This window comes from Acinetobacter sp. AND/436 (genome assembly GCF_049546925.1).
In the GTDB taxonomy this organism is placed as follows: Bacteria; Pseudomonadota; Gammaproteobacteria; order Pseudomonadales; family Moraxellaceae; genus Acinetobacter; species Acinetobacter indicus.
In genome coordinates, this window is the sequence record NZ_JBMXBO010000001.1 from 296086 (window position 1) to 320363 (window position 24278).

The following is a 24278-nucleotide window of genomic DNA, read 5'->3' on the forward strand; positions in this document are numbered from 1 at the left end:
TGGGATTATTCAAACGACACGGTTGGTGCAGTTTGCGCGTTTTGATCAGCACTAAAGTTTGGCTTGGTGTCCATACCAATTACTTTTGCGGTCATCACCTGCGGGAACTGGCGTGAATAGGCATTAAAGTCCTGTACCGTGGTGATATAACGGTTACGCGCCACCGCAATACGGTTTTCGGTACCTTCAAGCTGTACCTGTAAATCCCGGAACTGCTGATTGGCTTTTAAATCCGGATAATTTTCTGATACCGCAATTAAACGCGACAAAGCGCCGGTCATTTGTGCTTGCGCTTCCTGATAGCGCTGGAACAGAGCCGGATCTTCAAGCACCGCCTGATCGACTTTTAAGCCAGCCACATTGGCACGCGCCTGGGTCACTTCAGTCAGCACCTGCTCTTCATGTGCGGCATAGCCTTTCACCACATTGACCAGGTTCGGCACCAGATCGGCACGGCGCTGATACTGGTTTTGTACTTCCGACCAGGCCGCCGTTACGGCTTCATCTTTGACCTGTAAGGTGTTATAGCCACAGCCACTCAGGGTTAAGGTACTGGCCAGCATCAAAGCTATGAGAGATTGTTTTAATACACGCATGATGTCTCGTCCTCAATTCTTTATTGATATTTATATAATTAATTTGATTTTAAACAGTATTTTCTAAAGTTTTGTTACTTTTTATAATCTTTTTAATGCTTCCTATTTTAAGTTTGGAAATAATTAAAGATTAAAAAAACCTGCCGTAGCAGGTTCCTTAAATGATTACAGTGAATTTTTAACTGTTAGATATCGAGGTAATCCAGAATACCTTCAGCAGCCTGACGGCCTTCCCAGATTGCAGTCACGACTAAATCAGAACCACGCACCATATCACCACCGGCGAAAATTTTCGGGTTTGAGGTCTGGAATTTAAATTCCTGCTGCTCTGCAGCCACCACACGACCTGAACCATCCAGATTAATCTCGACATCTGCAAACCAGTCGGCTGGGCTGGTACGGAAACCAAAGGCCAATAGCACCGCATCTGCCGGCAGAATTTCTTCTGAACCCGGAATTGGCTCTGGACTACGACGGCCACGGCTGTCTGGTTCACCCAGTTGTGTGGTCACCACTTTTACTCCAGTAACTTTGCCATTTTCACCCACAATTTCAATTGGCTGACGGTTAAACTGGAATTCCACGCCTTCTTCACGCGCATTGGTTACTTCACGACGTGAACCCGGCATATTGGCTTCATCACGGCGATAGGCACAGGTCACCGACTCGGCACCCTGACGGATTGAGGTGCGGTTACAGTCCATCGCCGTATCACCACCACCCAGGACAATCACTTTTTTGCCTTCCACAGAGATGTATTCCGATGGATCTTTTTCCCAACCCTGACAACGATTCACGTTGGCAATCAGGAAGTCCAGCGCATCATACACACCATCTAAGTCTTCACCGGCAAAACCACCTTTCATGTAGGTATAAGTACCCATGCCCATGAAGACAGCATCATAATCAGCCAGTAACTGGTCGATGGTAACATCTGTACCAATTTCGGTATTTAAACGGAACTCTACACCCATACCGGTGAAAATTTCACGGCGGCGTTTCATCACATCTTTTTCCATCTTGAATTCTGGAATACCAAAAGTCAGCAGACCACCAATTTCCGGACGCTTGTCAAATACGACTGGTTTTACACCATTACGCACCAGAATATCGGCACAACCCAGACCTGCCGGGCCCGCACCAATAATCGCGACTTTTTTATCGGTCCATTTGACATGTGACATGTCTGGACGCCAGCCCAGCGCAAAAGCGGTGTCATTGATGTATTTTTCTGCATTACCGATGGTCACGGCACCAAAGCCATCATTTAAGGTACAGGCGCCTTCACAGAGACGGTCTTGTGGACAAACCCGGCCACAAACTTCTGGCAAAGTATTGGTCTGATGGCACAGTTCTGCCGCCTGGAAAATACGGCCTTCTGAAACCAGTTTTAACCAGTTTGGAATGTAGTTATGTACCGGACACTTCCATTCACAGTACGGGTTACCACAGCCTAAACAGCGATGGGTCTGGTTGGTCGCCACTTCTGCGGTAAATGGCTTATAAATTTCCACAAACTCAGATTTGCGGACGTCAATCTCTTTTTTCTCTGGGTCTTGGCGTGCAACATCCAGGAATTGAAAGTCATTACTTAGGCGTTCTGCCATGTCTTTACTCCGTGGCTAGATGCAAGGGATTCACAGTTGCCTTGCATCTGGCTTCATTTCTGCAGTCGTGAAATTATTGAGGATCAGCTTGAGTTGTCTTTAACAAAGTCAGCAAGTTGGCTGCTTTTGGTTTCACCAGCCAGAACTTGCGGCTGTAGTAATCAAACTCATGGCGGATCTTGTACGCCCAGGCACTACCCGTTTCTTGAATATGCTCATCTAAGATACGTGACAAGAACTCTTTGTGTTCTTCCATCGACTCTGTAGAAATACGGTTTAACTCGATCAGCTCATGGTTGTAATGGTCAACGAAGTCGTTGTCCAAATCAAGTACATAAGCAAAACCACCTGTCATCCCGGCACCAAAGTTATGTCCGACTTTACCCAGTACGGTCACGATACCACCGGTCATGTATTCACAGCAGTGATCGCCCGCGCCTTCAATCACGGCAAAGGCACCCGAGTTACGCACCGCAAAGCGCTCGCCCGCAGTTCCCGCTGCAAACAGTTTACCGCCAGTGGCACCGTACAGACAGGTGTTCCCAATAATCGCGGTATTCTGGGTCTGGAATGGCGAACCTTTTGGCGGGAAGATCGACAGACGACCACCAGCCATCCCTTTACCCACGTAATCGTTGGCATCGCCTTCCAGCTTGATGTGTAAACCACCGGCATTCCAGACACCCAGGGACTGACCTGCAGTACCGGTCAGGTTCATTTTCACCGGATGGGCTTCCATACCGAGGTTGCCATAACGGCGGGCAATTTCACCGGAAATACGTGCACCGATTGAACGGTCACAGTTGCCAATGCTGTAATTAAATTCACCACCGGTACCGGCTTCAATTGCTGGCAGCATCTCGCTGACCATCTGCTCGGCCAATATACCTTTATCGAATGGTTCATTGCCTTGTACTTCACAGTACTGCGCCTTACCTTCCGCCGCAGGATGCGATTCCAGCAATGCACTTAAATCCAGATGCGCATGCTTGTCGGTTTCACCTGGCAGAATTTCCAGCAAGTCTGTACGACCAATCAGATCTTTCAGACTGGATACACCCAGCGCCGCCAGCCATTCACGGGTTTCTTCAGCAATAAAGGTGAAGAAGTTGATCAGCATTTGCGGCTCACCAATATAGTGTTCCTGACGCAAGTGATCCTGCTGCGTCGCCACACCGGTCGCACAGTTGTTCAGGTGGCAGATGCGCAGGTATTTACAACCTAAAGCAATCATTGGGGTAGAACCAAAACCGAAGCTTTCTGCACCGAGGATAGCCGCTTTCACCACGTCCAGACCGGTTTTTAAACCCCCATCGGTTTGTACGCGAACTTTACCACGCAGGTCGTTCACACGCAGTGCCTGATGTGCTTCAGACAGACCGAGCTCCCACGGAGAACCGGCATGATGAATAGAAGAAAGTGGCGAAGCCGCTGTACCGCCATCATAACCAGAAATGGTAATGAAATCGGCATACGCTTTCGCAACACCGGCCGCAATCGTGCCGACACCTGGCTCAGAAACAAGTTTCACCGACACCATCGCCTGTGGGTTCACCTGTTTTAAATCGAAGATCAACTGTGATAAATCTTCAATCGAGTAAATGTCGTGATGCGGTGGTGGCGAAATGAGGGTTACACCTGGTACAGAGTAACGTAAACGGGCAATGAGACCATTTACTTTACCGCCCGGCAACTGGCCACCTTCACCTGGTTTTGCACCTTGCGCGACTTTAATCTGGAGGACTTCTGCTGAAGTTAAGTAAGCAGGCGTCACACCAAAACGGCCCGATGCAATTTGTTTGATTTTCGAGTTACGGATGGTGCCGTAACGCGCTGGATCTTCACCGCCCTCACCCGAGTTTGAACGACCACCAATCGTATTCATGGCAATTGCAATCGCTTCGTGTGCTTCAGGTGACAAGGCCCCTAAAGACATCCCGGCAGAGTCGAAGCGCGGTAAAATCTCTTCAACTGATTCCACCTGTTCCAGTGGAATCGAATTGTCTGTTTTCAGTTTGAATAAATCACGAATGGTCGCGATTGGACGCTTATTCACAATCTCGGCGTATTCTTTGAAATCGGCATAATTGCCTGAACGTACCGCCTTGTGTAAGGAGTTGATCACATCCGGGTTAAAGGCATGATATTCCTTGCCAAATACGAATTTCAGCAAACCGCCCTGATCAATTGGCTTACGCGCTTTCCACGCGGTATCGGCCAGTTTTTTCTGGTCATTTTCCAGATCGACAAAAGTCGCGCCCTGAATACGGCTTGGTACACCGCTAAAGCAGGTATTCACCACTTCGGCAGATAAACCGACCGCTTCAAACAGCTGACCACCACGATACGAAGCAACAGTTGAAATACCCATTTTTGACAGGACTTTCAGCAGGCCTTTTTCAATCCCTTTACGGAAGTTCGATTGTGCATAGACCGGATCACCGAGCAATTCACCTTTAGCGACCAGATCATTGATCACATCATAAGCCAGATATGGATAGATCGCGGTGGCACCAAAACCAAGCAACACTGCAAATTGATGCGGATCGCGGGCAAAACCGGTTTCCACAATCAGGTTGGCATCGGTACGTAAACCAGTATTAATCAGGTGGTGATGCACCGCACCAGTCACCATCACCGCATTGGCCGGCAGATAGCCTTCACGGATTTTCTTGTCGGAAAGTACCAGCAAGGTTTTGCCATCACGAATCGCTTGCGCAGACTGCTCGCAAATACGCGTGATTGCTGCCTCCAGACCTTCTGTTTCAGCATAGTTCAGGTCGATATCGGCAATTTCATAGCCTTTACGTCCTAAAGTACGAATCTGGTGCATTTTCGAGTTTGACAGTACCGGGCTGGAAATGATCAGACGATCAGCATGTTCCGGCCCCTGTTCAAATACGTTTTGCTCACGGCCCAGACAGGTTTCCAGTGACATCACAATCGATTCACGTAACGGGTCGATTGGTGGGTTGGTGACCTGCGCAAACTGCTGACGGAAATAATCCGATACATGGCGCACCTGACGCGACAACACGGCCATTGGGGTATCATCGCCCATCGAGCCGACCGCTTCCTGACCGCTTTCTGCAATTGGACGCAGTAACTGGTCACGCTCTTCAAAAGTGACCATAAACATTTTTTGTGCCGCTTTCAGGCCATCGCCTTTTAAGCCCTGATCACATAAATATTCTTCTAATTCCGGGCTGCCTTGAACGCGAATTGAATTTTCACGTAACCATTCACGGTAAGGACGCATTTTTTTCAGGTGCTGGTTTACATCACTGGTGTCCAGCACTTTGCCAGTCATGGTATCCACCACCAGAATCTGACCCGGACCGACACGGCCTTTCGACACCACATCTTCCGGTTCATAACCCCAAACCCCAATTTCAGAAGCCAAGGTGATGTAACCATTTTTGGTGATGACCCAGCGTGCCGGACGTAAACCGTTACGGTCCAACATACAGATGGCATGACGACCATCCTGAATCACCAGACCTGCCGGACCATCCCAGGCTTCCATGTGTTTCGAGTTAAATTCATAGAAGGCACGCAGGTCTGCATCCAGGGTTTCCACGTTCTGCCAGGCTGGTGGTACCAGCATACGCAGCGCACGGAACAGATCCATACCGCCACCGACCAGGATTTCCAGCATATTGTCCAGGCTGGATGAATCTGAACCGGTACGGTTCACAATTGGATTCAGCTCGGTTAAACCCGGCAACAACGGGTTTTCAAATTTAGGGGTACGCGCCAAAGCCCAGTTACGGTTTGCCGTAATGGTGTTGATTTCACCATTGTGTGCCAGATAACGGAACGGCTGCGCCAGCGGCCAGCGTGGCAAGGTATTGGTCGAGAAACGCTGGTGGAACACCACAATATGGGACGCTAAACGCTCATCAGCCAGGTCGGTATAGAAGTCAGCAATCGCAGCTGGCATCATCAGACCTTTATAGCTGATCACAGTTGAACATAAAGTGGTCACATAGAAATACGGATCATTGCTGAGTTGCTGTTCGGCACGGCGACGCGCCAAAAATAATTTACGGTTAAATTCAACTTCAGTCACGCCAATCGGGCAGTTCACGATGACCTGTTCAAATGCAGGCAAAGACTGCATGGCAATTGAACCTAAAGCATCGTTATTGGTTGGCACTACACGCCAGGCAATGACTTTACAGCCTTCTGCTTCAATTTCTTTGGTTAACGTCTGTTTGGCATGCGCAGCTAAGGCCGGATCGAGGCTCAGGAAAATGGTGCCCACAGCAAACACTTCACTTAAGGTAATGTCACTTAAGCGTTTGGCTTCTTCACGGAAGAACTGCTTTGGCATGGCAAGCAATAGACCGCAACCATCGCCCGTCTTGCCATCTGCGGCAATACCACCACGGTGGGTCATACAACTCAAACTATGAATGGCGGTCTTGACGAGATCATGGCTTGCATCACCCTGCATATGGGCGATTAAACCGAAACCACAGTTATCTTTAAACTCATCCGGTTGGTATAAACCTTGAGCGGGAGCTACAGTATTAGGCGATGGCATGTGCATAGCGTACCCTTCTTTCAACGCGCCCTTGCTGGGCATTAACAATCTACTTTCTTTTGCGACCTGGTCCGACTGACTTAGCTTAAGATCCATGTTGAGCAAGTTCATTTCTCCTGGCTTTGATCTTGAGTGATCAAGATGACAAGCTGAGGAAAACCGTGACTGCCTTTACGCACTTAAATCAAGCATAAACATTTGACGATTTCGCACAATCATTGAATCTTTCTTGCTCCAAAATAGGGACATTAACTCAATTGATGCCCCAATAATGCAAAAATGATGCCAACTTTATTGTGCTATTTTTAAATGACTTAATTTGGGCAAGTTTCAGTGAGAGCGGTGCGCTTTCAGGGAAGTTTCGCTTATTTTATACGCACTGTTTTTGTGCATATCTTTATTTTTATACACCAGCCTGCGCTATTTTAGAACGGCAGTTTAATTGAAAGGATCGCTAATTTCTTGTTCTGTGGTGGTGTTATTCGATGCTGGTGCAGGTGGAGCAACACCACTTTGTGATTTTTGCACATCCACCACGTTTCCGTCCTGATCACGGCGGGTTACGGTGGTGGTTGTAGTGGAGCGTTGCGGACTGGTTGCGCTCTGTTTTGGTGCAGCCAGCAGACTTTCATCAATTTTCGGCAGCGCAGCTGGCTTTAAAGCCACTTCATAAAGTTTATTGTTTAGGCTCACTTCCTCTGCACCCAGGTCATTCACAAACGGTAGATAGTCCATAAAGCTGGTTACCACCGGTTTGACCGATGCAGGCAATTGCAGCGCCAGCTGTTCTAAAGCGCTTCGCGCCTGACTGGTATTTTTATAATTACCATACAGCAACACATATTGCTCGGCGCGGCTTTCACCACTCAAGCGAATATAAAGAAAATTCTGGCGATCAGCCTGTTTTTTCAGAAAGCCCTTGATAATATCTTCTTCGCTCACGCGAAACAGCTCAATGGTCTGGTTTTTACGCTGCTCGGAGATAAATTTGGTGCCGCGAAATTCAGGCTCATGCAAACCGGAAGCGGTTAAACGCTTGGTTTGTTCCAGCGGTTTGACTTCGTCGATCAGGGCACCCAAATGCGCGGTTGCCGCGACTTTTGCCGGCTGAATCTGTAATTCAACTTCTGATTCCGGGGCTTTTTCGACTTCAACCAGCTCATCACGATCGGTAATGGCCCAGAAGATAATCGCCAGCAGCAGACACAGCGCACCACACACCAACCAGATAGAATTCTGAACACGTTGTTTGACGCTTTGTGATGCTGCTGCCATGGGATCCCTTATTTATGCTGCCTGATGCGCAAGAATAGACTGTTTCATTAATTCCGGATCAAATTCCCGGGTAATGATGGCCTGTCCCAGACGCTGCATTAATACCAGTCGCAACTGGCCATTCAACACTTTTTTGTCATGGGCCATAAAACCGAGAAAATCATCCAACGGAATTTTAGGACATACTATCGGCAATTGGGCACGAGAAATGATTCTTTTTGTACGCTCAACATCGTCTGCAGAAATCCAGCCCATCCGATGCGATAAATCGGCAGCCATCACCATGCCGGTCGCAACCGCTTCACCATGCAGCCATTCGCCATAACCGAGATAAGACTCGATGGCATGACCAAAGGTATGACCCAAATTCAGCAATGCGCGTTCGCCCTGCTCTTTTTCATCATTGGCGACAATACGGGCTTTGTGCGCGCAAGAACGGTACACCGCTTCTGCCAGTAAAACCGGATCACGCGCCACCAAGGCATCCATATGCTGTTCTAGCCAGTCCAGAAACTCAATATCACCCAGCAGTGCATATTTAATCACTTCGGCCAGACCGGCAGACAGTTCACGATCGGGCAAGGTCTTGAGCTGTGACATATCGGCCAGCACCACTTGCGGTTGCTGGAAGGCACCAATCATGTTTTTACCTAGCGGATGGTTAATTCCAGTTTTCCCACCCACACTAGAATCGACCTGAGACAGCAAGGTGGTCGGCACCTGAATAAAATACACACCGCGCTGGAAACAGGCCGAGGCAAAACCGGCCATATCGCCAATCACACCGCCGCCGAGTGCCAGCACGGTACAATCGCGGTTAAACCCGGCCTCCAGCAGGGCATCAAAAATCAGATTGAGATGCTGAATATCCTTGTATTTTTCACCATCGGGCAAAATACATGTTGCCACCTGTTTACCCAGTGCTTCTATGGCAGTTTGATAGTGCTCTAAATACAAAGGCGCCACGGTACTGTTGCTCACAATCATGACCTGCTTGCCTTGAATATAAGGTTCCAGTAAGGTCTGAGGATTTAAATCACTGCCAATAAAAATCGGGTAACGGCGATCGCCGAGTTCAACATATAAGGTTTGCATGGTTTTAAAACACTATACTCAATTAAATTGATTTCTTCGCCACGATCACATTCAGGATTTTTTGCGCCAGATCACGGGCTGCCCCCTGATTGGTTTCAATAATATGATGCGCCACCTCACGATATAATGGATCGCGTACTGCAAGCAAATCTTTCAGTTTCTGTTCAGGATTTTCAACTTGAAGGAGAGGACGGTTTTTATCGCGGTAGGTACGTTGCAGCTGGATTTCCACCGGGGTATACAGATACACCACAATACCACGCTGTTTGAGGAATTCACGATTCGGGGCCTGGGTGACTGCACCACCGCCGGTGGCAAGAACCAGTTGAGTACGAGAGGTCAGCTCGTCAATGACGGTGGTTTCACGGTGACGGAAACCACTTTCCCCTTCTTTTTCAAAAATCCAGGGAATGGTGGCCCCGGTACGACGCTCAATTTCATGATCGCTGTCCAAGAACTCGCGTCCGAGCAGCTCTGCCAAATGTCGCCCTACCGTGGTTTTTCCGGCCCCCATCGGCCCCACCAAATAGATATTTGGCAGGGCGTTAAACTCTTTGCTTGGCAAGGAGTCACCTATTTATTTTGTTAAATTGAAAATATATTAATGATTTCTTGAAACACTGTCATTAACAATTCGTGGTGTCACAAAAATCAGCAACTCAGTTTGAGTATTGGTTTTCACATTATTTCTAAACAAGTTACCCACCACTGGCAATTCCCCTAAAAATGGAACCCGCTCATTCTGGTTCTGCTGAATATCATCAAAAATACCACCGAGCACGACAGTTTCACCATCATTGACTAACACATTGGTTTCCAATTCATTGGTATTGATGAGATAACCTGCTTGAGTCAACTGCCCTACTGTATCTTTTTCAATTTTTAATTCCATTTGGACTTTTCCATCTGGAGTAATGCTTGGGGTCACTTCAAGTTTTAAGTTGGCGTCAACAAAACTTGTGGTTGTTCCTGATTCTGCACTCCAAGTCTGATATGGAATTTGATCACCTCGTAGAATATAGGCTTTCTGTTTATCGCCTGTCAGGACTTTAGGTGCAGACAATACTTCCCCATGCCCATCCGCCTGTAAAGCAGTTAACTCCAGATTCAGCATATAATCTGAAATTTTCAATAACCCAAAGTTAAATGTCCCCGCAGAGCCTGTACCTAAATCTACCCCCAAGTCAAAGCTTGGTTGGAAGTCTCCTCCCCATACCGGGCGATTATTTAATTTATTGGCACTCCAGCGAATCCCCAACTCACGGGAAAAGTCAGTTTGAGCGGTAACAATACGAGCCTCTACCATGACTTGCTTGACCTGAACATCTAGCAAATCCACCATATTTCGAATTTTATCAATAAAGTCTTGAGTATCATTCACAATTAAGGTATTGGTACGGGCATCAATCGAAACTGACCCTCGAGAACTCAATAAACTTTCTCGCCCATCATTACTGCCTGATCCGCTAGAGTTTGAGGCGCCTTTATTCTGAGTAATCAGTTTCTCGATATCAGCAGCCTTGGCATAATTTAACTGGATATATTCGGTTTGCAGCGGCGCCAGCTTGACGCTTTGAGCAATCGCTTTGGCTTCTTCTTCTTCGGCCTTGATCAGCTCTGCGACGGGTGCAATCCAGATCACATTGCCATTACGGCGTTTATCCAGATTTTTGGTTTTTAAAATAATATCCAGCGCCTGATCCCACGGCACATCTTTGAGACGTAAGGTGATATTACCTTGTACCGTATCGGCGGCAACCATGTTAATTCCAGTAAAATCCGCCAGTAACTGCAGCACACGACGCACTTCAATATCCTGGAAATCTAAAGAAATCTTTTTGCCGGTATAGCTTTGTGCTGCACGCGGTTTGAACGGGTTCTTATCTACCGGACGTTTCAGGCTAATGGTCAGTTTATTTTCTGCCTGATACGCCATATATTCATAGCTTCCGGCAGACTGAATAGTAATTACCCCATTGCCACCATCATTTTGCGCATCAATGGTAGATACCGGGGTGGCAAAATCATTGACGTTTAAACGGCGCGCCAGATGTGCAGGAATTTTATTGCCCAAGGTACGGACAATAATTTTACTGCCTTGCTGTTGCACATCGACCGGGATATTGCTGCCTGCCAGGTCAATTACTACCTGACCTTCCCCTTCTGCACCACGCTGGAAGCCGATATTCGATACGCCTTGAGCCGTCTGCTGTACCGTCACTGGCGTTACGGCTGCCTGAGTGCTGTTAATTTTAAGAATAAAAGTATTGCCTTCAACACGGGTAGTAAAAGCACCCGCTTCAGCCAGATTAACCGTTAAACGTGCACGCTGGGCATCGGAACTGACATCAACCGAGCTGGCTTCCCGAGTCGCAACCGGAATGCTGGCCTGTTTTAAGGTCTGCTGGGCTTTATCAAAATCCAGCACCAAACGTGATGGCTGCTCAAGCTGATAGGCTGCAGGCTGAGGTGGCAAGCCATTGAACATGACACGAATTTCAGTACCTTGTCCTGGAATTTGCATTGGTACAATATTGGTAATGCTGACCTGCGCATTGGCCACTTGCATGACGGCCATCGCAACAGCGCCCATTGAAAACTGACGGAACAAATTGTTCATTGTAATGCCATCCCCAAAAATAAAATCTTTCACAGTATTATTCATTTTTATTCCTTTAATTTATGGCGCCGGCCCAATCAGTACTAGACTTCTTGGACGTTCAACATACCCTTCGCGACCATCTGGAATAATCTCAATTAAGTCAATTTGTGTCGGTGTGATATTGATGACCCGACCATGATTCAAGCCCATATAGCTGCCGCGCTGAATCCGTTCAATTTCCCCATCTGGAGTTTGAATCAGGGCCAGAATCTCGCCGCGTTGCCCGCGCATGCTACCTTTCATGCTTAAGGTTTCCAGTGCATAGCTTTCTAAAGGCTGCAACTGGCGCGACAGGTTTGGATAAACCCGTTTACCCGCCATAATCTTTAGCTCGGCCGCCAGAGAACTTGGCATAAACGGGCTTTTCAGCTGATGTGCTGCATAGTTAAATACAGGTGCTGGCTCAAAAGTCGGTGCCGGCTCAATCGGCAACGGCGGCTGATTACGGATTTCTGCCATTTGTGCATTCACGGCATCAATACGTGAATCACAGCCTGCAGCCAGTAGGCCCAACACCAGAACCAACGAAAGTTTTTCAAATTTCATCATTGTGCTGCTCCTGTGGCTGGAGTCGTGCTATTCCCGGCCTGTGCATCGGTATTCCCGACATAGCGATAGGTCTTGGCTTTCGCGACATAGGTAATTTGTGGAATATCGGTTTTCTTTTCCTTGTTTTCACCGGCAGTAATAGTGAAATCATGCATGGTCACAATTCGCGGTAAAGCGGCTGTACCGCTCACAAAAGAACCAAAAGCATGATAATCACCGGTGGCTTCAATCGAAATTGGCTGCTCGATAAAGAACTCTTGCTTGATTTCATTTTCCAGACGGATATTTTTAAATCTTAAGCCTGAATTCACACCCGTAACGTTGACATCTTCAACCAGACCTGGAATTTCGGTTTCTTTTGGCAACTGTTGTAGCTGCTGGTTAAAGTTGGCTTCCATTTCCTGTAACTGCGCCTGATATTGCTGCAAGTTACGCAGTTTGGAATCTTTTTCACGAAACTCATTCAGCAGGTTCTGCTCTTGTGCACGCGCATTGGAAATTGCATCCAGCTTCGGCTTGATGGCCAGGAAATAGCCCAGGAAGGCAATTAAAATAATAATAAAGATCCAGATGGTCAGCTTGACGGAAAACGGCCAGCTGCCATAGTTATTCGGATCTAAGGTATTCCATTGCTGCAGGAATTTATCCAGCGTCATTTTTTTCTTTGGCGCAGCAACAGGATCCTGATTCATTTCTTCATATTGATCGAGACTCATTGTACTGCCCCCGCTGTTGCTTGAGTACCAGACGCAGGTGCTGTGCCTGGAAGTGCAATTTCATCCAAATCTGCCGTTACCACGAAGCTGCCATAGCTTTCTTCTACCCGTGGAACAACCGAACTTGGTGCCTTGTTTTTATTTTCTTCAACGGCCAAGAAAGAATTCATGAAGGCGTTACGATACCATGGCGATGCTTCCAGATTACGCAGGAACTCTGCTACCGTGTTTGGACTTTCGGCCTTGCCTTCAAAGGTAAATTTATTGCCAATACGGGCCACTTTGGTCAAATACATGCTACTTGGGGTAACGCGGACCAGCTCATCGACCAAACGTACCGCGACCGGACGCTGACTTTGCAGACCCTGAATCAGCTTCATGCGCTCGACAATGGCATTACGCTGCTCTTGCAGGCCTTCCAGCGACTTTAACTGTACATCCAGATTTTGGTTGGTACTGATCACCAGCTGATTGGCCTGTTCCTGATCCTGCAGTTTATGATTGTAATAGAACCATGCCAGCGTCACGGCCAGCACCCCAATTAATGCAGCCCCAATACAAACCGCAATAAATTCTTTTTTTCGTTTTTCTCTTAGCTCATCACGCCAAGGGAGTAAGTTAATTTTTGCCATTAATCAAAACTCCTCAATGCCAAGCCACATGCCACCATCAATGAAGAGGCATCGCTTTCAATTCTTTTAATATCAATTTTGGAGGAGAAACCCATCTGTAAAAACGGATTGGCAATGGTGACGCGGTAACCCAGTTTTTGCTGCAGCAACTTGGCTAGACCCGGAATATTGGCATTCCCACCGGCCAGCAGAATATGGTCAATTTCATTAAACTGCGATGAAGAGAAGAAGAACTGCAGCGAACGTGCCGCCTGCTGTACCACCGCCTCAAGGAATGGCTCCAGCACTTCAATATCGTAATCATCTGGCAAGGTACGGCTTTTCTTGGCGCGGCCGGCTTCTTCAAAGGACAGACCATAACGGTTCTGGATTTCCTGGGTCAGCTGCTTGCCACCAAAGACCTGCTCGCGGGTATAGATAATTTTATTGTCTTTGAGTACCGACAGCGTGGTCATAGTATGACCAATGTCTAACACACCAATGGTATTTACCCCCATCGGCAAGGTATCGGCGAAGACTTTAAAGGCATTTTCAATGGCAAAGCTTTCGACATCTGCCACTTTTGGGGTTAAACCGGCCAGTTCAATCGCTTCACAGCGACTCTCGACATTTTCCAGTCGTGTCGCCACCAGCAAAACATTGACCCGGTTTGGATTGGCCAGACGATCAGGCAGCACCTCAAAGTCCAGGCTAACTTCATCTAATGGGAAAGGAATATATTGCTCTGCATCCATCCGGATTTGAACTTCACGTTCGTCATCCGTCATATCGGCATCCATCTCAATGGTCTTGCTAATTACCATTGAGGTTGGAATCGCTAAAGCGGCAGCTGTTGTCGGTGTATTGGCCAAATTAAAGGCACGCTCGAGCGCATCCCCTACAGCTTCAGGATTCAGAATATTTTTCTCAACCACACTGCCCTCTGGGAGCGGTACCAAGGCGTAACTTTCCACCCAGTAACGATCATTCTTTACAGAGAGCTCCAATAACTTAACAGAAGTAGAACTAATATCTACACCTATTAACCCCTTACTCGGTTTACGATATAACCTGCGCACAATAAGTTTTTCCTATTATTTTTTTATCCCCAAAAAAAATGTCATTCACTAAGTTGCTTTGTGGTCTATATTTTTGTACGGATACAATAACTCATCTAACAATCCGTATGGGTAAAGGCTATACTGACCAGCAATTAGTTTGCCATTAGCTCTTATTAAAACTTACTTGTTATGAAAAAGCTATCTTGTTCGGGCCGTGTTCATCCATTTTTTTTGCTCATAATTATTGTGTTAGTTTCCATTCCGATGGGTTTTTATGGCATGTATCTCTATATTGCCCCATCTTTGCCGGAAATGACCACTCTAAAAAAAGCGCCTCTTTTGAAGCCTTTACAAGTTTATAGCACGGATAATCAGTTAATTGCAGAGTATGGTGGCAAACTTTCTGTACCTGTCGAGTACAACCAGATTCCCGAAAAGTTTATCTATGCCTTTTTAGCGGCTGAAGATTCGGCCTTTTTCGAACATAGCGGCATCAGCTTTAAAGGCCTAGGCCGTGCGGTGAGTGAAGCGGTAACCGGTTCTAATGTGCAAACCGGTGGCTCGACCATCACCATGCAGGTGGCCAAGAACTATTATTTAAGCCCGGAACGCACTTTAAGACGCAAACTGACTGAAATTTTTCTAGCCCGAAAAATTGAACAGAACCTGTCCAAAGAAGAAATTCTGACCCTGTATGTCAATAAAATCTTTCTCGGTAAAAATGCTTACGGGATCGCGGCAGCAGCCAAAATTTACTATAACAAAAGCTTGGAAGAACTAAGTATTGCGCAAATGGCGATGATTGCTGGTCTGCCAAAAGCGCCATCACGTTACAATCCAGTGGTCAATCCGGAACGTGCCTTAGAACGTCGCAACTGGATTCTGGGCCGGATGCTGCAACTCGGTTATATCAACCAGAATGAATATCAGGCTGGGATTGCCGAGCCAATTAACCTGGATATGCCGGATCGCAGTATCAGTAATATTCACCCCTATGTTGGGGAAATGGTCCGAGCTGAACTGGTCAAAAAATTCGGCAAGCAGGCGGTTGATTCTGGTTATAAGGTTTACACCACCATTGACAGTAAACGTCAGGCTTATGCCGAGCAGGCGGTGCAAAATGGTCTAGAAGCATATGACCGCCGTCATGGCTGGCGCGGTGCCGAAGCGCATGACCAGCCACTGAGTGACTTTCGTGCCTTTGCCAACACCTATCCCGCACAAGTCACCAAAGTCCTGAACAATTCTTTTGAAGCCCTGATGCAGGATGGTTCTACCGTCACTGTCCCGTGGTCTGGCATGTCCTGGGCGCGTCCCTATCGCAATGCCAATAGTGTTGGCGCAGCACCAAACCGGGCAGCTCAAATTGTCAAAGTTAACGATATTGTCCGTTTACGCCCTAACCAGAACAAAAGTTCCTGGTCACTGGTGCAAGTTCCAAAAGTTCAGGGGCAGCTGATTGCAATTAACCCAAACAATGGCGCGATTGAAGCCATTGTCGGCGGTTATAACTTTTATCAATCGACCTTTAACCGTGCCTTGCAAGGCTGGCGCCAGCCAGGCTCAATTATCAAACCCTTTGTTTATGCGATGGCGCTGGAACGCGGCATGACACCGCATACCATGGTGAATGATGCGCCAATTACCATTGGCAAATGGTCACCACGTAACTCGGATGGCCGCTATCTGGGCATGATTCCTTTACGCCGTGCGCTGTATTTATCCCGAAATACCGTTTCAGTCCGCTTACTCCAAACGGTTGGTCTGGACCGTACCCGCCAGCTATTTATGGATTTTGGCTTGCAGGAAGACCAGATTCCACGTAACTACACCATTGCCTTAGGTACGCCACAGGTGCTGCCGGTGCAAATGGCCACCGGCTATGCCACCTTTGCCAATGGCGGTTATCGGGTACAGCCGCATTTTATTCAGCGTATTGAAGATGCGTATGGCAAAACCATCTATCAGGCCAATCCTGAATATGCCTGCATTGCCTGTATCAGTGAAGATGAAAAAAATCCTGAAACAGCTGAAGTAAAAACGCCAGATGATGAAGTGATTGAAGTCACCAATCAGTCAATCCAAACTGCAGATGCAGCGCCAGCCAACAAGATTGAACGCAGCCAGTATCGTCAGGCACAGCGTATTTTAAAATCCAGCTCGGCCTATGATATGGCCAATATTCTACGTGATGTGATTCAGTACGGTACCGGACGCGCTGCCCTGCGTATTGGCCGTAATGATATTGGTGGAAAAACCGGAACCACCAACGATGCCAAAGATGCCTGGTTCGCCGGCTTTAATGGTAAACTGGTGACCATTTCCTGGGTCGGTTTTGACCAGCCAACGACTTTGGGTCGTCGTGAATATGGCGGTGTCGCAGCCCTGCCGATCTGGACCGAGTTTATGGGTAAAGCCCTGCAAGGTACACCGGAAGCCTGGGTCAGTCTGGACCGTAAAGGCAACCAGCTAAGCCGCGATAGTGCCAGCAATGACAGCATGGACCAGGAGTTGCAGCAGCGCTATCGTTCATCACCGCCATTGGCCCGTCCGCTGTATCGTCCTGCGCCGGCACCGGTCGCGCCTGCACCGCAGCATGATTTTGATGATTTGCCGGGTGAGGAAATCCTGATTCCGGATGAGGCGACTCCACCACCAGTGCAGCCTCAGCCACAGCAACCGGCACAGCCGCAACAACCAGCGCAAAATCAGCAGCAGAATTCTCGCCCTGATGCGATTGAAAACCTGATTGATGAAGTCTTATAAACGCACAACAAAAAGCCCTCAACTGAGGGCTTTTTTTAGGACTTACTTTTTCTGAAACAGATATATCTGGTATTGCGCATTCAGCGGGAACTGATCCTGCTGCTCCAGCGCCTGACGGCGTTCCGGTTTGGCCTTATAGGCATATGGCGTCATCGCAATCAGATGTTTTAAATCGCTCTGATTTAAGCACATTGCTGCATCAACCACATCTTCACTGACCAACTCAAACACATCTTTTAGCTGTTCCACAAACTTCTGTGGTTCATGCACTTTAACTTCTTCAAACAAGGCTTCGCGCATCGCAAACAGATGCTGCGGTCCCGGGGTTACCACCATCAGATAAGCTTCCGGTTTCAGCACCCGCAGAATTTCCGCTTTTGGAATCGGGCTAAACAGACTGGTACACAGATCAATTGATTTATCCAAAACCGGCAAAGTCGCACCGGTTCCAACCACCCAGGTCACGCCTTTATTCAGCTTGGCCGCCACTTGTACTGCATTTTTGGCAATGTCGACGCCCACACATTGCAGCACTTCAGCCTGCATGGCGTTGGTGTAATAGCCTTCCCCACAGCCAATATCAAGCAGGTTTTCAATACGCAGGCTGCGAATTTTCTCTACCACCGCCTGCTGCAGCGGTGCATAGTGTCCTGCACTTAAAAATGCCCGGCGCGCCTGTACAGACTCCGGAGTATCGCCCGGATTTTTACTGTGCTTATGTTGCACCACATGCAAATTGACATAGCCCTGTTTGGCCACATCATAACTGTGCTTGTTGTCACAGCGCCATGTTCGGTCGGTCAGGCTTAAGGGCTGACGACAGACAGGACACATCAGCAGGTTCATGTTTTTCTCCCAAGCTTGCTGCCATAAAAAAAGCCGGCAAGCGCCGACTTTTCAGTTCAATTTGCTTAGCGCAATTTTAAGGTCATTAAGCCTAAAACCACCAGCATAATTGTAATAATCCAGAAACGAATCACCACCTGGGTTTCACGCCAGCCTTTCTTTTCATAGTGATGATGCAGCGGCGCCATTAAGAACACGCGTTTATTACGCATCCGCAGTGAGCCGATTTGCAGGAAGACCGATATCGCCTCAACCACAAACACGCCACCCATAATCGCAAAGACGATTTCCTGACGCACCATCACCGCAATTGTGCCAAGCATCGCGCCTAACGATAAAGCGCCGACATCACCCATAAAGACTTGCGCCGGATGCGCGTTGTACCAGAGGAAGGCCAGACCGGCACCAATCATGGCGGCACAGATCACCACCAGTTCAGAGGCGTATTTGACATAAGGAATATGCAGATAATCGGCAAAGCGCACATCACCGGCCAGATAGGCAAATACACCTAAACCGGCCGCAACCAGTACAATTGGCATGATCGCCAGACCATCCAGACCATCAGTCAGGTTCACCGCATTGGAAGCACCATTAATCACCAGATAGGTGAAAATAATAAAGCCAATACCCAGTGGAATCATGGATAACGGAATGCTGAAATCTTTAAAGAACGGAATTAAGACATCCAGCATATCGGCGGTTTGCGCCGGGTTCGGCTGCTGTGTGGCAATATAGTACAGCGCAATACCTGCGCCCAAAGAGGCCACCGAAGTCCAGAAGAACTTCTTGCGTGCCGGTAGTCCGGCATTGTCTTTATAGCGGATTTTAATCCAGTCATCGGCCCAGCCAACCGCACCGAAGATCACCATAACCGCCAGCACAATCCAGACATAGGGGTTGGAAAGATCGGCCCAGAGCAGGGTCGAAATCCCAATCGACAGTAAAATCAGCACACCGCCCATGGTCGGGGTACCCATTTTTTTCGCATGCCCTTCTGGCGCAAACGAGCTGACTGCCTGACCGTATTTTAATGCCTGTAACTTACGAATCATCACAGGTCCAAGCAAAAGACCAATCCCGAGCGCTGTCAGGACACTCAGCAATGAACGTAATGTTAAATAACGAACCACCTGAAACGAGCTGTGATAGCCCGCAAGCTGTTCAAACAACCATAACAGCATTTAAAGTTTCTCCATCAATGCAGTCATCAACGTTTCCATATGGGTATAACGAGAACCTTTGAACAGGAAACTCATGGACTGAGGTTGATGTGTTTCGACTAGACTAATTAAAAATGGCAAGGCCTGTTCCTGATTCAAAAAGGCCTGGAGTTTTTTGCCGTATTGGGTACTGCGTGCCCCTTCCTGGCTGGCCGGAGCAAACTCGCCCACCGCCACCACAAAGTTCAGGCCTTTGAGCGACACCAAATCTCGGCCGAGCTTATAATGCTCAATTGCCGCCGATGCACCCAGCTCGCCAATATCACCGATGACCATGACCCGAATCCCCTCCTGCTGCGCCAGCACTTCACCGGCCGCCCGCATTGAGGTCGGGTTGGCATTATAGGTATCATCAATCAACAGATGCGCACCGTGCTGAATAAAATTCAGACGACCCTTGGCACCTTGGGCCTGTTCCAGTCCGGCAACAATATCATCCAGACCAATGCCAATCGCCAGCGCAAACGCCGCTGCGGCTGTGGCATTCTGGATATTATGTTCACCAGCAAACGGTAAATCGACTGCACGCACGCCTTGCGGCGTATGCAACTGGAAACGGGCCGCTTGTGGCTGGAGCTCGATATCGGTGGCAAACACATCCCCGCCGTTACCAAAGCTGAGGCACTGTTCAGTGCGAACCGCCTGACGGATTGTGTCAACAAAGTCATCTGCGGCCGGTACAATCGAACATCCATCTGCCACAATATGCGCATAAATTTCAGATTTGGCCCGGCAAATACCCTCACGACCACCAAACTCGCCCAGATGTGCGGTGCCGATATTAATGATCCCGGCTACCTGTGGCTGTACCAGCTGTGAGGTATAATCAATTTCACCCTGATGGCTGGCCCCAAGCTCCATCACCACATATTGATGTTCCGGACGCAGCTCCAGCAACATCATCGGTACGCCTAAATCATTATTCAGGTTACCGCGGGTAATTAAGGTCGGCGCCAGACGCGATAAAATACTGCCCAGCATTTCCTTGGTGGTGGTCTTACCGCTGCTACCGGTCAAGGCAATTACTTTCAGATCGGGATATTGAGCACGACGATAAGCACCCAAATGACCCAGTGCCAAGCGGGTATCCGGCACCACCAACTGAAAAATATCGGCATCGACCGGCTGGCTGACAAGCGCCACCTGACAGCCGCTGGCTGCCACCTGTGCCACAAAATCGTGGGCATCAAAACGCTCACCTTTCAGTGCTAGAAAAGCATCGCCGGCTTCGGCATGACGGGAGTCGGTTAAAATACGTTTAATTTCAGTGCTTGGCGTACGACCATTCAGCCAATAACCCTGGGTAGCCTGTTGTAACTGCGCTGCGCTCCACGGCGTTAGGACCGCAGTACTGGTGGTTGAAGTATGCATAAAAATTCCTGATTAGGCGGGATAGGCAGAGCTGGTAGCATGATGCTGGGCATCAATTGCAGCCTGAACTTCAACGACATCATCAAACCAGTGTCGCACCCCATCAATTTCCTGATAATTTTCGTGACCTTTACCGGCAATCACCACGATATCGCCCGGCTGGGCCTGCTTCACCGCAAACTTGATCGCTTCACGACGATCACGGATTTCATGATAGCTGTGGCCGCTAAAATCAATGCCCTGCTGCATGTCAGTAAAAATCTGGTCAGGCGATTCAGTCCGTGGATTGTCCGAAGTGAGCAAGGCGATATCGGCCTGCTCTAGCGCGGCTTGGGTCATTAACGGACGTTTGCCGCGGTCACGATCGCCGCCACAGCCAAAGACAGCCCAGAGCTGCTGCGATACATGCCGTTTCAGGGTAATTAACACCTGTTTCAAGGCATCTGGTGTATGCGCATAATCGACCACAAACAGACGTTCGCCATCACGAATCACCTGCATCCGTCCCGGTGCACCTTGCAGCTGTGGCGCGCTGGCAATTAAATCCGACAAGTCAAATCCGGCCTGCTCAACGGCAATCAGACTGGCCACCAGATTTTCCACATTAAAATGGCCCAGTAACGGACTGTGTACACGATAACGCTGCTGGGCGCTGATCAGTTCAAACTGCGCACCAGCCAGACTGTATTCGATATTCTGCACCTGATAATCCGCCGCTTGCGTGGTGGAATAAGTCAGGATTTTTGGTTGTGCCGGATTCTGACGCGCGGCGGTCAGCATAACTTCAGCAAAGGCATCATCCAGGTTAATGACCGCCACTTTTAAGCTGGCAAAACGGAACAGCGCGGCTTTGGCTTCAGCATAGGCCTCCAGCGTACCATGATAATCCAGATGGTCACGGCTTAAGTTGCTGTACACGGCAATTTCAATGCTACAGCCATTTAAACGACCCTGTTCCAGTCCGTGTGAACTGGCTTCAATTGCCGCAAATTCAGCGCCTTGCTGGGCATAGCTGTGCAGGGCCTGCTGGAGCTGTAAGGCATCTAGCGTGGTATGCGAAGAGGCTTCCAGATTCGGCAAAATGCCATTGCCGGTGGTGCCCATCACCGCACACGGTTTGCGCTGTAACATCAGCAGTTCTGCCATCAGACGGGCGATGGTGGTTTTGCCATTGGTACCGGTAACCGCCAGAATACGTGCAGCCTGCAGCGGCTGCGTGGCATGCAGATACTGTTTTTGCCACTGCCCCATTAAGTGACGTACCTCCGGTACGATCAGCTGATTCGGCAGACCCAAATCGGTTTCTGCAATAATGGCCAACGCGCCACGTGCCAACGCTGCTTCGGCAAACTGGACGGTTTTTTCAGGCTGCGAAAAACTGGTCAGGGCAATAAAAATTTGCCCTGCTGTAACTTTGCGGCTGTCTAAGCTGAAGCCTGCAAAGGGTTGTGACCTCCATCCAGCAACATGCTCAACGGTGTAAAGATCTTGAAATGTAATGGACATTCATCACCTATTTACTGGATTTGTGCTGTATCTAAAGGTTTATCTAAAGGTACATTCATTAAACGTAAGGATTCCTGCATCACACGGGCAAACACCGGTGCAGAGACTGTACCGCCGTAGTAGGTACCTTGCGGATTTTCAACCACGACAATCATCGCAATACGCGGATCGCTCACAGGTGCCACCCCGGCGAACAAGGCACGGTATTCACTTTGCGAATAACCTTTACGGTCGGCGCGCAGCTTATGCGCGGTACCGGTTTTACCGGCCACGCGATATCCCTGTACAGCAGCACGGGTCGCGGTTCCACCCGGCAAGGTGGCTGCTTCCATCATCAGCAGTACCTGATCGGCAATTTTTGGATCAATCATCTGTTCGCCTTGTGGCTGCTCTTCCAGCTTGAACAGGCTGAGCGGCATCTTGACGCCTTTATTGGCCAGCATGGCGTAGGCATCGGCTAGCTGCAGCACGGTTGCATTCAGGCCATAACCATAGGACATGGTTGCGACTTCAGAGACATTCCACTTACTCGGCGGCAGAATCAGACCGGCACTTTCACCCGGGAATTTCACAGCCGAACGCTGGCCAAAGCCCAAGCGTTTATAGAAGGTGGGCAAGGTTGGATAGGGCAAAGACAGGGCAATTTTCGCCACGCCGACGTTAGACGATTTCTGGATAATGCCAGCCAGGGTCAAATTGCCATAATTGCGGGTATCACGGATGGTATGGTTACCAACACGCATCGAACCACCCCCTAAATTGACCACAGTATTGGCCGAATATTTACCACTTTCCAGCGCCATGGCCACGGTAAATGGCTTCATGGTCGAGCCCGGCTCAAAGGAATCGACTGCCCCGCGGTTACGCATGGCATCTTTGTTCTCCAGGCCCTTTTTGTCATTCGGGTTATACGATGGCCAGCTGGTCATGGCTAGAATTTCACCGGTTTTCACATCGACTGCAATGGCTGTGGCAGAACGGGCATTATTGGCCACGCCGGCAGCGGTCAGTTCACGATACATGATGTATTGCAGGCGCGAGTCGATACTTAAAGTGATATTTTCACCGTGCTCGACTTCTTTAATCACTTCCGGATCTTTAACTCGGTTACCACGTTTATCACGGATAATTTGCTGTTCGCCATCGACCCCAGCCAGACGGCTGTTCAGCTGCATTTCCAGACCTTCAATCCCGGTGCCTTCACTATTGGTCAGGCCAATAATCTGGGCATTCGGCTGTGGCTGCGGATAATAACGCTTATAGTTTTTCTCGGTATAGACACCCTGGAAGTTGCGCTTCAGGATCAGCTCCGCCTGCTGTGGCGGTACTTCTTTTTGCAGCACCAGATAACGCGAACGCGGACGCTCATGCATTTTCTGATGCAATTCCTGACGGTCCATGCCCACCGCATCGGCCAGTTCATCCAGATTCAGGTTTTTATTGGGCAGTTGACGCTTGAGTTTGCGGTTATTCGGGTCTTTGGCCAGCTCGGCCATGGTGTCGTCATACAGCTCTTTGGCCTCAAAATAATCACGCGGATCAATCACCACTTTCATGATGGGGGTACTAATCGCCAAAGGCACGCCATGCCGGTCGTAAATCACGCCGCGCATGGCTTTGAGTTTTTCAGTTCTTAGAATATTGGCATTGGCCTTATTCTGCAGAAAATCATGATTGATAATCTGCACATAAAAGGCCCGGCAGACCAGCGCTACAAAGACCAGCAGCACCGTTCCCCACATCAGGTAGAAGCGCCACATATCGACATTTAAACTGCTTTTTTGGGTAACAGACTGCTGTTTTTTACCTGTTTGCTTCTTACGCGAATTTACCATGTACAGCCAG

Annotated in this window: 16 protein-coding genes and 1 pseudogene; 1 reads left to right on the forward strand and 16 read right to left on the reverse strand. The window is 48.7% G+C overall.

The window, feature by feature from the left end; all coding sequences use genetic code 11:
* Positions 1 to 5: 5 nt before the first annotated feature.
* The 11 genes from ACPEPR_RS01465 to ACPEPR_RS01515 form a co-directional block, all read right to left on the reverse strand.
* A complete protein-coding gene (locus ACPEPR_RS01465) occupies positions 6 to 596 on the reverse strand; it encodes a LemA family protein (protein ID WP_423561841.1) in 591 nt (196 codons plus the stop codon).
* A 185-nt stretch (positions 597 to 781) separates the two neighbouring features.
* On the reverse strand, positions 782 to 2203 hold the full coding sequence (locus ACPEPR_RS01470) for an FAD-dependent oxidoreductase (RefSeq protein WP_423561842.1): 1422 nt from the start codon (positions 2201 to 2203) through the stop codon (positions 782 to 784).
* A 73-nt stretch (positions 2204 to 2276) separates the two neighbouring features.
* Positions 2277 to 6752, reverse strand: coding sequence for a glutamate synthase large subunit (gltB, locus tag ACPEPR_RS01475; protein WP_180192313.1), 4476 nt, complete (start codon positions 6750 to 6752; stop codon positions 2277 to 2279).
* Between the two features lie 438 nt (positions 6753 to 7190).
* Positions 7191 to 8027, reverse strand: coding sequence for a hypothetical protein (locus tag ACPEPR_RS01480; RefSeq protein WP_423561843.1), 837 nt, complete (start codon positions 8025 to 8027; stop codon positions 7191 to 7193).
* Between the two features lie 12 nt (positions 8028 to 8039).
* Positions 8040 to 9122, reverse strand: a complete 1083-nt coding sequence (gene aroB / locus ACPEPR_RS01485) for a 3-dehydroquinate synthase (protein WP_016658450.1) — start codon at positions 9120 to 9122, stop codon at positions 8040 to 8042.
* A gap of 22 nt (positions 9123 to 9144) precedes the next feature.
* Complete coding sequence (gene aroK, locus ACPEPR_RS01490; RefSeq protein WP_075167858.1) at positions 9145 to 9687, reverse strand: shikimate kinase AroK; 543 nt, start codon at positions 9685 to 9687, stop codon at positions 9145 to 9147.
* A 36-nt stretch (positions 9688 to 9723) separates the two neighbouring features.
* Positions 9724 to 11787 carry a type IV pilus secretin PilQ gene (locus ACPEPR_RS01495; RefSeq protein WP_423561844.1) on the reverse strand — a complete coding sequence of 688 codons (2064 nt, stop codon included), beginning with the start codon at positions 11785 to 11787 and terminating at the stop codon, positions 9724 to 9726.
* Positions 11788 to 11802: 15 nt separating this feature from the next.
* Positions 11803 to 12330, reverse strand: a complete 528-nt coding sequence (locus ACPEPR_RS01500) for a pilus assembly protein PilP (protein WP_045795346.1) — start codon at positions 12328 to 12330, stop codon at positions 11803 to 11805.
* On the reverse strand, positions 12330 to 13049 hold the full coding sequence (locus tag ACPEPR_RS01505; protein ID WP_005180513.1) for a type 4a pilus biogenesis protein PilO: 720 nt from the start codon (positions 13047 to 13049) through the stop codon (positions 12330 to 12332). The genes ACPEPR_RS01500 and ACPEPR_RS01505 overlap by 1 nt, the downstream gene beginning before the upstream one ends.
* Positions 13046 to 13681, reverse strand: coding sequence for a PilN domain-containing protein (locus ACPEPR_RS01510; RefSeq protein ID WP_005180516.1), 636 nt, complete (start codon positions 13679 to 13681; stop codon positions 13046 to 13048). Before ACPEPR_RS01510 ends, ACPEPR_RS01505 begins: the two co-directional genes overlap by 4 nt.
* Positions 13681 to 14739 (reverse strand): pilus assembly protein PilM, encoded by a 1059-nt coding sequence (locus ACPEPR_RS01515; protein WP_104505685.1) that lies wholly within the window; start codon positions 14737 to 14739, stop codon positions 13681 to 13683. Before ACPEPR_RS01515 ends, ACPEPR_RS01510 begins: the two co-directional genes overlap by 1 nt.
* A gap of 171 nt (positions 14740 to 14910) precedes the next feature.
* On the opposite strand from ACPEPR_RS01515, the gene ponA reads away from it, so the two are divergent.
* Positions 14911 to 17487: a penicillin-binding protein PBP1a gene (ponA, locus tag ACPEPR_RS01520; RefSeq protein WP_423561845.1), complete on the forward strand. Its 2577-nt coding sequence runs from the start codon at positions 14911 to 14913 to the stop codon at positions 17485 to 17487.
* Positions 17488 to 17529: 42 nt separating this feature from the next.
* On the opposite strand, the gene ACPEPR_RS01525 is transcribed toward ponA, so the two are convergent.
* The 5 genes and pseudogenes from ACPEPR_RS01525 to ftsI all read right to left on the reverse strand — a co-directional run bounded on the left by ACPEPR_RS01525 (position 17530) and on the right by ftsI (position 24268).
* Positions 17530 to 18333, reverse strand: coding sequence for a putative RNA methyltransferase (locus tag ACPEPR_RS01525; protein WP_411688601.1), 804 nt, complete (start codon positions 18331 to 18333; stop codon positions 17530 to 17532).
* 65 nt (positions 18334 to 18398) lie between these two features.
* Positions 18399 to 19517, reverse strand: coding sequence for a phospho-N-acetylmuramoyl-pentapeptide-transferase (gene mraY / locus ACPEPR_RS01530; RefSeq protein ID WP_005180530.1), 1119 nt, complete (start codon positions 19515 to 19517; stop codon positions 18399 to 18401).
* Entirely contained in the window at positions 19518 to 20927 is a 1410-nt protein-coding gene (locus ACPEPR_RS01535; RefSeq protein ID WP_423561846.1) for a UDP-N-acetylmuramoyl-tripeptide--D-alanyl-D-alanine ligase, read from the reverse strand.
* A 12-nt stretch (positions 20928 to 20939) separates the two neighbouring features.
* On the reverse strand, positions 20940 to 22433 hold the full coding sequence (locus tag ACPEPR_RS01540; RefSeq protein WP_423561847.1) for a UDP-N-acetylmuramoyl-L-alanyl-D-glutamate--2,6-diaminopimelate ligase: 1494 nt from the start codon (positions 22431 to 22433) through the stop codon (positions 20940 to 20942).
* A gap of 3 nt (positions 22434 to 22436) precedes the next feature.
* Positions 22437 to 24268: pseudogene (gene ftsI, locus ACPEPR_RS01545) on the reverse strand (penicillin-binding protein PBP3).
* Positions 24269 to 24278 lie beyond the last annotated feature (10 nt).